Annotated in this window: 10 protein-coding genes; 1 reads left to right on the top strand and 9 read right to left on the bottom strand. The window is 73.7% G+C overall.

Features of this window, described 5'->3' with window-relative positions; translation table 11 throughout:
- Positions 1 to 5 precede the first annotated feature (5 nt).
- From R6Y94_RS37785 to R6Y94_RS37765, 5 genes are read right to left on the bottom strand one after another with little or no spacing between them, the layout of a single operon-like run.
- Positions 6 to 1,031 (bottom strand): alcohol dehydrogenase catalytic domain-containing protein, encoded by a 1,026-nt coding sequence (locus tag R6Y94_RS37785; RefSeq protein ID WP_318401404.1) that lies wholly within the window; start codon positions 1,029 to 1,031, stop codon positions 6 to 8.
- Entirely contained in the window at positions 1,028 to 2,857 is a 1,830-nt protein-coding gene (locus R6Y94_RS37780) for a cellulase family glycosylhydrolase (protein WP_318401402.1), read from the bottom strand. The genes R6Y94_RS37785 and R6Y94_RS37780 overlap by 4 nt, the downstream gene beginning before the upstream one ends.
- On the bottom strand, positions 2,838 to 3,884 hold the full coding sequence (locus tag R6Y94_RS37775) for a glycosyltransferase family 4 protein (RefSeq protein WP_318401400.1): 1,047 nt from the start codon (positions 3,882 to 3,884) through the stop codon (positions 2,838 to 2,840). The genes R6Y94_RS37780 and R6Y94_RS37775 overlap by 20 nt, the downstream gene beginning before the upstream one ends.
- A complete protein-coding gene (locus R6Y94_RS37770; protein ID WP_318401398.1) occupies positions 3,881 to 4,876 on the bottom strand; it encodes an NAD-dependent epimerase/dehydratase family protein in 996 nt (331 codons plus the stop codon). Before R6Y94_RS37770 ends, R6Y94_RS37775 begins: the two co-directional genes overlap by 4 nt.
- Positions 4,857 to 5,906 (bottom strand): sugar phosphate nucleotidyltransferase, encoded by a 1,050-nt coding sequence (locus R6Y94_RS37765; RefSeq protein WP_318401396.1) that lies wholly within the window; start codon positions 5,904 to 5,906, stop codon positions 4,857 to 4,859. Before R6Y94_RS37765 ends, R6Y94_RS37770 begins: the two co-directional genes overlap by 20 nt.
- Before the next feature lie 153 nt (positions 5,907 to 6,059).
- On the opposite strand from R6Y94_RS37765, the gene R6Y94_RS37760 reads away from it, so the two are divergent.
- Positions 6,060 to 6,926 carry an SAM-dependent methyltransferase gene (locus R6Y94_RS37760; RefSeq protein ID WP_318401394.1) on the top strand — a complete coding sequence of 289 codons (867 nt, stop codon included), beginning with the start codon at positions 6,060 to 6,062 and terminating at the stop codon, positions 6,924 to 6,926.
- A 49-nt stretch (positions 6,927 to 6,975) separates the two neighbouring features.
- On the opposite strand, the gene R6Y94_RS37755 is transcribed toward R6Y94_RS37760, so the two are convergent.
- From R6Y94_RS37755 to R6Y94_RS37740, 4 genes are read right to left on the bottom strand one after another with little or no spacing between them, the layout of a single operon-like run.
- The gene (locus tag R6Y94_RS37755) at positions 6,976 to 8,124 is read right to left on the bottom strand and encodes a hypothetical protein (protein WP_318401392.1); all 1,149 of its coding nucleotides are present in this window, start codon (positions 8,122 to 8,124) and stop codon (positions 6,976 to 6,978) included.
- 9 nt (positions 8,125 to 8,133) lie between these two features.
- Complete coding sequence (locus R6Y94_RS37750) at positions 8,134 to 9,339, bottom strand: cytochrome P450 (protein WP_318401390.1); 1,206 nt, start codon at positions 9,337 to 9,339, stop codon at positions 8,134 to 8,136.
- A 4-nt stretch (positions 9,340 to 9,343) separates the two neighbouring features.
- On the bottom strand, positions 9,344 to 10,720 hold the full coding sequence (locus tag R6Y94_RS37745) for an aldehyde dehydrogenase family protein (protein ID WP_318401389.1): 1,377 nt from the start codon (positions 10,718 to 10,720) through the stop codon (positions 9,344 to 9,346).
- Complete coding sequence (locus tag R6Y94_RS37740) at positions 10,717 to 12,195, bottom strand: amidase family protein (RefSeq protein ID WP_318401387.1); 1,479 nt, start codon at positions 12,193 to 12,195, stop codon at positions 10,717 to 10,719. Before R6Y94_RS37740 ends, R6Y94_RS37745 begins: the two co-directional genes overlap by 4 nt.
- Positions 12,196 to 12,294: the final 99 nt, after the last annotated feature.

Raw genomic sequence — 12,294 nt, 5'->3', positions numbered from 1 at the left:
GCGCGTCACGGTTGCAGGACCACCTTGAGCGCCTCGCGACGGTCGAACAGCCGGTAGCCGTCCACCGCCTCCGTCAGGTGCAGGCGATGCGAGATCACCGCCGTGGGGTCGAGCGCGCCGGACCGGAGCAGCGCGACGGCCCGGGCCCGGTCGCGGATCGGGTCGCCGACGATGAAGGTGAGGGTCAGCTCGCGGGTGAACGCCGTCTGGGTGGCCAGCGGCATGGCCCGGGAGCTGTGCGCGCCCACCACGGCGATGATCGCCCGCGGCGCGGCGGCGCCGACCGCCGTCGCCAGCGCGGAGTCGCTGCCGACCGCCTCGATGACGCCGGCGGCGCCGCCGTGCCGGTCCAGCGCGGCGGCGAGCCGTCCGGGCTCCACCGCCTCGAAGCCGAGTGCCCGCGCGTCCTCCCGGCGTACCGGCTCGGGGTCGGCCAGCACGACGTGCGCGGCGCCGAAGGCCCGCGCGCACATGGCCGAGAGCTGTCCCAGCGCGCCGCCGCCGACCACGGTGGTCAGGTCTCCGGGGACGACGGCCGCCGTAGCGGCCGCACAGGCGGTCGACAGCAGGTCACCCACGAACACCATCTGCTCGTCGCTCAGCTCCGGGGGACAGGCCGCGAGGACCACGTCGGCGAAGGGGACCCGGACATACTCGGCCTGCCCACCCGGCACCGCCGGGCCGACCACCGTCGAATAACCGAAGAGGGTCGCCTCGGGACAGTGGTAGTGCCAGCCCCTGGCGCAGCGGGCACACCGCCCGCAGGCGATCACGTCGGACGCGCTCACCCGGTCACCGGCGGCGAACGGCACCTCGGCGCCCGCGTCGACGACGACGCCGACGAACTCGTGCCCGAGCACCGTACCCGGGGCGAAGTCCGGGATCCCGCCCCGGTACGGATGCAGGTCGCTGCCGCAGATCGCCGAGCGGGTCACCCGGACGACGGCGTCCCGTGGGCCGCGCACCGCCGGCTCTGGCAGGTCGGTGACGACCTCCAGCTCGCGCGGTCCCCGGAACACCACGCCCCTCATCGGGTGCCCTCCCCGGTCAGGTCGACGATCCGCCAGCCGTGCGGTTCCAGGGCGACCGGCACCCGCCGGCCGTCATGGTCGAGATGGGTCCGCACGGCGGCGCCCTGGTGGTTGACGACCACCGCGCGGCGGCGGCCGAGACCGACGACCACCTCCACGTCCGGCTCGGGGCAGCCGACCGGAGCGCTGACACCGGCGGCCCGGGCGACGCGTTCGTAGAAGGACTCCCACCGGGCCGAGGCCAGCCGCCCGGCACCGTCGAGTTGCCGCTCGAACGGCACGCTGGTGAACAGCACCTGCCCGGCGCCGACCTGGTTGGCGACGACGGCGGGCGTGTCGTCCGCGAAGGTCGCGAGGACCGTGCCGGCGGTTGCCCGCATCGTCACCGAGCGCCCGCCGGTGCGGCTCCAGTCCAGCGGCCACCGCTGCCCGTCCCAGGCGAACCAGGTCTTTCCCGGGTCACCGAGTCGGTAGTCGACGATCTCTGCCCCGGCCAGCGCCGGGCCGGGAAAGCCGTGTAGGTGGTCGCCGGCGGAGACGTAGACGGTCGCACCTCGTTCGGCCACGGCCTCGATGCGTCGGAGATCCCGCAGGGTCAGGTGGCCGACGGACGGGCAGATGACCAGACCGTGGCCAGGTGCGGTCAGCGCGTCGCCGGCGAGGATCGCGGCGTCGAGGTGGGCGCGCTTGAGCAACAGGTAGGCGTAGAAGACCGGCAGCGGACCGCCGCCCGGGTCCAGGTAGGAGTCGCCGGGGACCCTGATCCGGTCGTTGAGGTAGATGGCGGTGCGGGGCGGCTCCCGGTCGATGGCCAGCGACCGGGCGGCGGCGCCGAGCCGGGTGATCGCGCCCAGCCGCGGCTTGCCGGCGCCGTCCGACCGGCACAGGCCGGCGTCGCGTTCGCCCGGGCGCTGGTCGTACGGCTCGGCGGTGCAGACGATGTCCTTCCAGCACCAGACGACGACCCCGGCCGCGCCGTTGGCGATCGCGGAGGCTGCGGAGACCTCCAGGTACGCCGTCGCGGTGGGCTCGTCGACGCCGTAGCTGCCCAGCTCGTCCACGAGCGGCACCCCGTACGCCGCCGCGTGGCTGACGGCGTACGGCACCAGGTTGGTCCCCTTGTACGACAGGGTGGACTCGATAAAGCCCGGTGCCCAGGTGGGAAACGCGTGCACCGCGACCAGGTCGAGCGGCTCGGTGTTGGCCACGGTGAAGCCCGACGTGCCGAAGACGCCGGACGCGTCGTTGGCCTGGAAGACCAGGGCGCCGGGCGACTCCCGCCGGATCGCGGTCGCCAGGGTCCGGTACCAGCCGGCGACCTGGTCGGGGGTCAGCCGGGCGGCCTCGTCCGGCGCGACGTTGGAGATCTCGTCGCCCAGGTCGAACCCGAGCAGGTTGCCGTGCCCGGCCAGCGCGGCCGCGACGCGGCTGGCGAGTGCCACCTGCCGCGCCAGCAAGGCGGGGTCCCGCCACAGGTTGCGCCCGGCGCGCCAGGGCAGGTCCAGCCGCTCGCCGTTCATCCAGATCGTGAAGAGCGAGACGATGCACGCCAGTCCGGCCGTCCCGGCCGCCGCCACGGTCCCGGCCAGCCGGGTGACGCTGCTCTCCTCGACGACACCCTCGACCGGTTCGAAATCACGCCAGATCACGAAGATCCGGACGGTGTTGAGGCCGGCGGCGGCCATGGCCGCGAAGTCCCGCGTCATCTCGGCGACGTCCCAGTCGCGCCACAGCCGGCAGCCGGCGGCGGGGAAGTAGGTGGCGCCCAGCACGACGAACGGCTCGCCGTCCCGCCAGATCCGACCGTCACGAGCCGCGTACGCCATGCCGGCTCACCCCTGCCCTCCGGTAGCCGAATTCGATCTGCGCGGCGACCCGCGGCCAGCTGAAGTCCGCCCGTACCCGGACCTGACCGGCGGCGCCCAGCGCGGCCCGGCGCCCGGCGTCGCGCAGCAGGTCGACCAGCGCCGTCGCGAGCTCGCCGGTTTCCTGGCCCACGACCACCCCGTCGACGCCGTCCCGGACGACCTCCTCGACCCCGGGGAAGCGGCCGCTAACGACCGGCTTGCCGCACGACCAGGCCTCCACGAACAGCAGGGGGAAGACGTCGGCCGTGGTGGGGAGGCAGACCAGATCGCACGCCGCGATGGCGTCGTGCTTGCCCTGCTCGTCCAGCACACCGAGGTCGCGGATCCGTGCGTCGGCGAGCAGGCCCGCGGGAATCTCCTCGCCGGCGTCGGGACCGGCCAGCACGAACGTGGTGTCCGGCAGGCGGTCCCAGACCGCGGCGCTGGCCTCCAGCAGCCGCCGGTAGCCCTTGGCCGCGGCCCGGCGGGCCAGGAAGAGGACGATCCCGCCGGTACCGGCCCAGCGCCGGCGGAACCCGGCGGGGTCGGGCCGCCCGGCGAGGTCGGCGGACTGCGGCACCCGGACTATCCGCTCGGCCGGTGCCCCGGCCCGGTGTACCGCTACCCGTTCGGCCTCGGTCAGGACGAAGATCACGTCGGCCGCGCGGCACGCGGCCGTTCCGGCGTGCCGGTCGGGCCACAGGGCCGCGTCCGTCGCCGGCGTGAGGGCGAAGAGGGCATCGGCCTCGCGGGCGATCCGCATCGCCGCCAGGACCGGCGCGGGCCGGGCCAGGTCGAAGGCGTGTACGACGTCCGGGCGTCCGGCGGGCGCGGACCCGCTCCAGCCGACCGTGTCGGTGGCGAGGCCGGGCGCGGGCGGTGATTCGGTCATCACGGTGACCCGGTGTCCACGGGCGGCGAGGTGCTGGGCGGACCGCCACGCCATGCGTTCGGCGCCCGAGTGCGCCTGCCGGTACGCGCCGAAGGCGACCAGTACAGCGCTCACCCGACACCCCGCTGGTCCTCGGCGTGGCGTGCCGCGTACCACTCGAACGTGGTCTTCAGCCCGGTGTCCAGGTCGACCTGCGGGTGGTAGCCGGTCAGCCGGCGCAGGGCCGTGACGTCGGGCACCCGGCGCTGTGGTGAGCCGGTGGGTGGATCCAGGACCGCGACCCGCGGGTCGATCCCGGCCACGGTGAAGACCCGGCGCGCCAGGTCGAGCGCGGCGATCTCCTCCAGGTCGTTGCCGACGTTGACAACGACGGGCGCCGCGGTCTCCAGGTCCATCAGGGCCACGCTCGCGGCCACGGCGTCGTCGACGTGGCAGAAGGCGCGGGTCTGCGCCGGCCCGAACACCTCGAACGGATCGGCACCGGCCAGCGCCCGGTTGATGAACTGCGGGATCACGTGGGCGGCGCCCATCCGTGGCCCGTACACGTTGAAGAACCGCGCGACGCGGACCCGGACCCCGGCCGCCTCCTGCAGGAAGAGCGTCTCCGCGACGAACTTGCTCAGCGCGTAGGCCACCCGGGGGGAGCGCGGCTCGGTCAGCGAGAACGGCACCTCCTCGGCGACCGGCAGCCCGGACAGTCCGGCCCGGACGGCGCCGTCGGCGACCTCGCTGGTGGAGCTGAGGAACAGCGCCCACGGCCGGGCCCGCCGGGCCCAGTCCAGCAGGTTGAGCACGGCGAGGAGGTTGGTCCACAGGGTCGTCCGCGGATCGGCGAGAGTTCGCCGCACCCCGACGACCGCGGCCAGGTGGTAGACGTGGTCGACGGGACCGCGGACCAGCCCGTCCGGGATCGGTTGGCGGAGGTCGTGGGAGAGGACCTCCACGTGGTCGCGCAGTGCCCGGAACTCCCGGTCGGCGCGGCCCCGCGAGAAGTCGTCGAGCAGCACCACCTCCGCGCCCCGCGCGAGGAGGCGGCGGGCGAGGTGCAGGCCGACGAAGCCGGCTCCGCCGGTGACGAGTACCCGCTCAGCGGCCCGCGTGCTCACTGATCACCTGCGCGAGGAACACCGGGCTCGACTCGTCGAAGATGGACAGCAGCAGGGCGTTGCGCAGCTCGTCCGCCGGCTCCCCGCCGGCCGGACGCCACCGGTCGGTCAACCGGGTGACGAGCTCGACCGCGCGGAGCGAGTCGCCTCCCGCCCTGAAGAAGTCGGCGTCCCGCTGGAGCGGAGGCCGCATCAGGACGCTGCCCATCTCCTGCGCGACGATCTCGACGATCTGGGGCTCGGCCGGGGGTTGGGGATGTTCGGTCATCGTGGTCACCTTTCCGCCGGTGCCGTACGTCGAGCGAGCCTCCGCCGCCGGCCCGCCGTTGCTGGCGAGGAACAGATGCGGGTTCTCGGCGAACCGGCGCTGCGCCGCCGCGTAGCTCTCGGGTCGTCCGATGTCGTGCCAGTCGCCGCCGAAGTGGTATGCGCCGACGCGCGTACCCGCCTTGAGCAGGTTGCCGATCAGCTCGGGCATGTCCAGCGGGGACCCGGGCGGGATGTGCGCGCGGACTGTCGGGTCGGCGACGTACATGCCGGCCGACACGTCGACGTCGATCTCCGGCTTTTCCCGGATCGTGGTGACCTGGCCGTCGGCGATGTCGAGCACGCCCAGCGCGACCGGGTGGCGGTGCCGGTATGCGGCCACGGTCAGCGAGTTGCCGTTGTCGCGGTGGGTCCGGTACAGGTCGGCGAAGTCGATGGTGGTCAGCACGTCGCCGTTGACGATCAGCGCCGGTGAGTCCCAGGCGGTCACCATGCGCAGCGGGCCGGCCGTGCCCAGCGGCTGGGGGTCGGTGGTGTAGTCGATCCGGACGCCGTGCCCGGTCCCGTCGCCGAAGACGGCCCTGATCATGTCGCCCAGGTGCGCCAGGCACATGGTGATCCGCTCCGCGCCGGCGTTCCGCAGCCGGTCCACGAGGATCTCCAGGACGGAATGGCTGCCCAGTTCGAGCAGTGCTTTTGGACGGTCGGCGGTGTACGGAAGCAGACGGGTACCCTTGCCGCCGACGAGCACGATGGCATGCAACAGCGCCTCCCAGGACCGGTGGTAACCGCAAACCTCCCAGTGGCGGCTGCGCCGCGGTAAGGGCCCATCGACCGCACGGTGGGATCTGCCTCGGCGGGCATGCCCGTACGGCCGGATGGCCCCGCCCGCCGTGGACCGCTTCAATCAGGACGTATGAGCGGGGAAACCACCGTCGGAGAAAAGCCCCTGGGCGCCGTCGCCAAGACCGCGCTGTGGACGGCCGCGGCCCGCGCGCGCGAGAGCGCCCGGCCGGACCGTCTTTTCCATGACCCCCTGGCCCACCTGCTCGCCGGCGACGAGGGCCGGCGGCTGCTGAGCCACTTCCACACCGATCGCGCGCCCACGGACGGCAACCCGTTCCTGGCGATCCGGACGCGGTGGTTCGACGACTTCCTCACCCGGGCCGTCCGGCCCGGCTGCCAGGTCGTCGCGCTGGCCGCGGGACTCGACACCCGGGCGTTCCGGCTCTCCTGGCCCGACGACACCGTCCTCTTCGAGCTGGACCAGCCGGACCTGCTCGCCGCCAAGGCCCACCGACTGCGCGAACACCTGGGCCGGGCGCGGTGCCGGCGCCGGGAGGTGCCGGTCGACCTCGGCGGCGACTGGGTCGGGCACCTCGTCGACGCCGGGTACGCGCCGGACCGCCCCACCGTCTGGTTCGCCGAAGGGCTGCTGTTCTACCTGTCGGCCGACGCCGCCCGGGCGGTGCTGCGGCGCGCGGCCTCCCTCTCCGTACCCGGCTGCCGCCTGGCTGCCGACCTCATCGGCACCGGCGTCTTCAAGTTTCCCTACACCCGGGGCTTCCTCCGCCGCCTCGAAGCGGCGGGCAGCCCGTGGCGGTTCGGCACCGACGAGCCGGGGCGGTTCGTCGCGGATGCCGACTGGCGGGTCGACAGCGTCCTGGAGCCGGGCATGCCCGGCGCGGACTACGGGAGGTGGCCGGCGGCCAGCATCCTGCCCGCGGCGGTGCGGGTGCCCCGCAGCTACCTGCTGGCGGCGACCGCGCCGCCGGTGCCGTAGGGATGGGTGAACCGGAACGGGACGCGCCGGCGTCCCGTTCCGGCTGTCTCTAGGACGGCAGAAGGTGCAGCTCTCCGGGCCGGCTGGCCTCCCAGCGCTCCATGACCTCGGTGAGGCGGTCCAGGTAGGTGCGCCCGTCGTCGTGGGCCAGCTTCTGCTCGGCGAGCTGCGGGCACGCGCAGCGGTCGTACCGCAGGAGGTCGTCCAGCACCCGCCGGTCCGGTGTGGACTGGATTGTGGCCAGCGCCTCGACGACGAGCGGCCGGCAGATGTCGCAGCAACCCGGCCGCGCCTGTACGACGTCGCCGATCGACGGGTTGAACCAGGAGATGTGCAGGTCGAACCGGTCGTCCGGGCCGCCGTTGCGGCGGGCGTCCTCGACCAGCAACCGGATGAGCATCCACAGTGACGGCGGCTCCCACATCCCCTGCGCGTGCACCCAGCCGAGCAGGGTCCCGGCCTTGGCGCTCAACGGGAAGACCATCTGGGTGGTGAAACCGGCCGCCCGGGAGCCCGCCACCCCGGACAGGGCGTCCCGGTAGGCCTCGCGGTGGGAGAGCCCGAGGCCGCCGAGCGTGAGGTTGGCGATCGTGCGGTAGTCGTGGCGGCCGAGTTCGGCCAGTGCGCGGTGCAGCGATTCCTGCGGTGTGGGCTTGAGGTGGCACAGCGTGCGGATCTGTTCGTCCCAGGACTCGACGCCGATCTGGCAGATCAGCTCGGTTTCCGGCAGCGCGCGTCGCACCTGGCCGAGCATCTCCGGCGCACACGTCTCCGGCCGGGTTTCGAAGGCGAAGTGCTCCGGTGCCCGCTCGGCGAGCGACGCCAGCAGCCGCTCTCGCAGGACCGGCGGCACCTCCCGGTCGTCGAAGAAGCTTCCGGACGGCGAGAGGTAGACGAACGAGCGTTTCGGGATGAGGGCGAGTCGCGCGGCCACCGCGTCGGCGATCACGTCCGGGTCGATCTCCGGCCCGACGCCGTAGTTGCACATGCTGCACTGCCCGGCGCGGTCGAAGGTGCAGCCGCGGGTGCGGAACCAGATCTGGTACATCTTCACCGGTCGCATCGTCTCGCCGACCCAGGTCGGATAGGACCGCACCAGCAGATTGGTGCTCTCCGGAAGCAGCTCACGGCCGTGCCGGATCTGGCGGTTGGCGCGCACCAGCGCGTGGCGCAGCCGGTGGCGGGCGGTGTCGGTCATGACTCCCCCTCAGTAGGTGACGGGCAGGACGCTGGGGACGCGGATCAGGTAGGAGCTGCGCCACGGCACGTCGCCCGCGGGTGTGGCCAGGGCCAGCCGGGGCAGCCGCCGTACGGTCTGTTCCAGGGTCACCGTCAGCTCCAGCCGCGCCAGCTCCGCGCCGGGGCAGTAGTGCGGCCCGTGGCCGAAGGCCAGATGCGGTGCGCCCCGCCCGAAGTCGAGCGTGTCGGGGTCGGTGAAGCGGCTCGGGTCCCGGCCCGCCGCGGCGATGGAGATCAGCACCAGGTCGCCGGCGGCGATCCGCACGTCGCCGAGGACGATCTCGGTCGTGGCGAACCGCCGGGTGGTGTGCAGGACCGCGTAACAGCGCAGCAGCTCCTCGACGGCCGCCGGCACCAGCTCGGGGTGCTCGCGCAGCGTCTCGAACAGGTGCCGGTCGTCGAGCAGGGCGAGGAAGCTGGCGCCGATCATCCCGGCCGTCGTGTCGTACCCGCCGAGCAGGAAGGCGAAGGCGAGGCCGACGACCTCGTCGTCGGTCAGCCCCGGGTCCGAGGCGTCCCGGTGGCGGGTCCAGTCCGAGATGAGGTCGGCGCCGGGCTGCCGGCGGCGCGATCCGATCAAAGTGCCGAGGTAGTCGAGCATCTCCTGGCCGGCGGTCCGCCGCAGGCCGTGGTCCAGGCCGACATCCTTCGCCATCCCCGCGATGACGTCGATGAGGTGCCGGAACCGCGGCCGGTCGTCGCCGGGGACGCCGAGCATGTCGCAGATGATGGTGATCGGTAGTGGCATGCCGAGCGCCGCCATGAGGTCGGTACCGTCCGACCCCGCGAGGTCGTCGAGGAGGCCCTCGACGATCTGCTCGACCCGCCCGCGCAGCGGGCGGACCCGCTTGGCGCTCAGCGCGCGGTTCACGAACCCCCGCAGCCGTACGTGGTCCGGTCCGTCCAGCGTGGCCACCGTACCCGTGGTGAACTGGCGGGGCAGCGGCATCGCACCGGTCACGGGCACTCGGGACCGGTGGTGCGGCTGGTTGACGTTGCGGGACAGCCGGGTGTCGCCGAGCAGCGCGCGCACCTCCCGATGACCGGTCACCAACCAGGCGGGAAGGCCCTCCGGGGTCCGGATGGCGTGGATCGGCGCCCCGGCGCGGTGCAGCCGGGCGTACTCGGCGTACGGCTCGGTCATGTAGAGCGCGTCGAAGGGCTGCCGTCTCACCTGGTCACACCCCCGTCCGGATCGCCGTGTGCGACACCTTGATGCGCGTGTACTCCAGCAGGCCCCAGTAGCCGTACTCCACCCCGCTGCCGGAGCTGCGGACGCCGCCGAAGGGCACGTCCGCGCGGAGCTGGCCGTGGGTGTTGACCCAGACGGTGCCGCAGTCGAGCCGCCCCGCGACGTTCCGGGCGAGTTCCTCGTCGCCCCAGACGGAGCCGCCGAGGCCGAACTCGGTCGAGTTGGCCCGCGCGACCGCCTCCGCGAGGTCGTCGTACCCGAGCACCGGCAGTGCCGGACCGAACTGCTCGGTCAGCTCCAGTCCGGTGCCGGCGGGGAGGTCGGTGATGATGGTCGGCGGGTAGAAGTGGCCGGCCCGTTCCTGGCGTTTCCCGCCCGTCACGATCCGGGCGCCGGCGCCGCGCGCCTCCGCCACGAGCGTGTCCAGCCGGTCGAGCTGCGCGGCGCTGACCAGCGGGCCGAGCTGCGTCTCCGGCTCCAGCCCGTCACCGACCACCGTCGACCCCGCCAGCGCGTCCAGCGCGTCCACCAGCTCTGCCCGGTGCTGGTCCGGAACGTACACCCGCTTGACGGCCGCGCAGAACTGGCCGCTGTTTCGCATGGCCGCCCAGTAGATGTCCTCAGCGACGGCGGCCACGTCGGCGCCGGGCAGGACGATGGCCGGGTCGTTGCCGCCGAGCTCCAGCACCACCGGCGCGAACCGGGACGCCGCCTGGCCGGCGATGGCCCGTCCGGTCGCGACCGAGCCGGTGAACGAGATCATCGCGACGTTGGGATGCGCCACCAGCGTGCGGCCGAGCTCCCCGTCGCCCGGCGTCACCGCCAGTGCCCCCGGCGGAAGCTCACCGCCGAGGACCTCGATCATCTTCATCGTGGCCAGCGGGGTGAGCGGGGACGGCTTCAGCACGGCCGTGTTGCCGGCCAGCAGCGCCGGGGCGATCTTCGTGGTAGCCAGGATGACGGGGTAGTTCGACGGCGCGAGGGCGGCCACCACGCCGTGCGGGACCCGGCCGATCAGGATCCGGGCCCCGGCGTCCTCGACGCGCTCCGGTTCGAGGCTGAGTTCGGCGGTGTGCCGGAACCAGTCGACGGCCAGCCGCACCTCGGCCCGCGCGTCGGCCAGCGGCTTTCCCTGCTCGAGCGTGAGTAGCCGGGCCATCTCCTCGACGTGTGCACCGAGGGCGGCGTTGCACCGCAGCAGGTGCGCGGCCCGCTCGGCCACCGTGCGGCCGGACCAGTCCGGCAGCGCCGCGGCGGCGTCCGCGACCGTACGGTCGACCGCCGGCCGCGCGGGAACCGGGATCTCGGCGAGCGTCCCGCCGGTCGCGGGGTTCTCCACCCTCAGGATGTCGTCCCGGGTCATGCCCCGGCTCCCGTCGTCGCCATCGTCCGGTCCGGCATCGGCGGCCGGCCCAGGGGTGGCAGAAGGGTCGCCAGCAGGCGGGCGACGGCCAGCGTGGTCATGTCCTCCAGGTGCCCGCCGGCGACCGCCACCCCGACCGGCAACCCACGGGAGTCCAGCCGCACCGGCACCACGGTCGAGGGCAGGTAGGCGACCCCGGTCAGGCCGGCCCAGGTGACCTGGTCCCAGTAGGGACGCTCGACGCCGTCGACGCGGATCCGCCGCGCCGCGAAGGGGCGGTGGTCGTGCGGGATCGTCAGGCTCGCCGACACCGGCAGCAGCAGCGCGTCGTAGGTCTGGAAGAAGCTCCGCCAGCGCAGCCGGAGCTGCGCCCGCCGTTCCTCGGCGTCGCTCCAGTGCCGGTACCGCTGTCCCACGTGCGCCGCGCCCAGCTCCGCGCCCGGCTCCCGCCGGCCCTCCCCGATCTGCTCGATCACGTCGAGCGGATGGTTGTTCACGGCGGCGGCGGCGAGGAGCCGCCGGAAGACGAGGTCGCTGGTCTCCAACTGGATCCCTCGTGGGGTGGCGTGCTCCACGGTGATGCCCTGCTCGGCGAGCGCCGTCGCGGCCTGCTCGACCGCGTCGCGCACCTCCCGGTCCACCGGGCAGTACGCGTCGTCGGACCAGACGGCGACCCGGCGTATCTCCCGGGGCGGCGGGAACGCCAGCTGCCAGGCCGCGCGGTCCCAAGGGTGCGGGCCGGCGATCGCCCGCAGCGCGAGCAGCACGTCGTCGACGCAGCGGCCCATCGGCCCCGGCACGGCGATGTCGAGCATCAGGTTCCGGAACGGTGCCGGCGGTACGTGACCGTACATCGACACCGTGCCGAAGGTGGGCTTGTGGCCGACGACGCCGCAGGCCGCCGCCGGGAGCCGGACGGAGCCGGCGATGTCGGAGCCCACCTCGGCCGGGGTGAATCCCGCCGCGACCGCGCCCGCGCCCCCGCCCGAGGAACCGCTCGTCGAGTACTCGGGACGCCACGGGTTGCGGGCTGTGCCGAAGACGTCGTTGAAACTCTGCAGGTCGGCGGAGCCCGCCGGCAGGTTGGTCTTGCCGAAGATCACCGCGCCCGCCGCGCGCAGCCCGGCGACGACCGCCGCGTCCTCCACCGGAGTGAACGAACGCAGCTCGGTCATGCCGCCGGTGGTGCGCAGCCCCCTGGTGGCCATGCTGTCCTTGACGGTCATGGCCACCCCGTGCAGCGGGCCCCGGACCTCTCCGCGGGCCAACGCGTCGTCCGCCCTCCTGGCCGCCGCCTCCGCCCGCTCGTCCAGCGTCACCACGAGCCCCAGCGGGCCGTTGTGCGCCTCGATCCGGTCGGTCAGCGCCCGCAGGTACTCCCGGGCGGAGATCCGGCGTCGGGCGATCGCGGCGGCGGCCTCCTGCGCCGACCACCAGCACGGGTCTGGGTCGGACATCGTCCCCGTCGGTTCCACGCCCCTCAGTCTGTGGCGGGTGGCGGGTGGCGAGGAGCTCCGATTAGGGATATGCCCACACGGTCAGGCCGGTTGTCCCGCCCAGATCGTCTTGTCGCA

This window comes from Plantactinospora sp. KLBMP9567 (assembly GCF_033446045.1).
In the GTDB taxonomy this organism is placed as follows: domain Bacteria; phylum Actinomycetota; class Actinomycetes; order Mycobacteriales; family Micromonosporaceae; genus Plantactinospora.
Note: the sequence above shows the minus strand (reverse complement) of the source record. Positions and strands in the feature narration are given on the sequence as shown.

What these genes read in the sequence shown, in the direction of transcription:
- R6Y94_RS37755 (WP_318401392.1), bottom strand. Translation starts at nt 8,124, where the DNA reads ATGACCGACACCGCCCGCCACCGGCTGCGCCACGCGCTGGTGCGCGCC.
- R6Y94_RS37745 (WP_318401389.1), bottom strand. Translation starts at nt 10,720, where the DNA reads ATGACCCGGGACGACATCCTGAGGGTGGAGAACCCCGCGACCGGCGGG.
- R6Y94_RS37780 (WP_318401402.1), bottom strand. Translation starts at nt 2,857, where the DNA reads ATGGCGTACGCGGCTCGTGACGGTCGGATCTGGCGGGACGGCGAGCCG.
- R6Y94_RS37785 (WP_318401404.1), bottom strand. Translation starts at nt 1,031, where the DNA reads ATGAGGGGCGTGGTGTTCCGGGGACCGCGCGAGCTGGAGGTCGTCACC.
- R6Y94_RS37760 (WP_318401394.1), top strand. Translation starts at nt 6,060, where the DNA reads ATGAGCGGGGAAACCACCGTCGGAGAAAAGCCCCTGGGCGCCGTCGCC.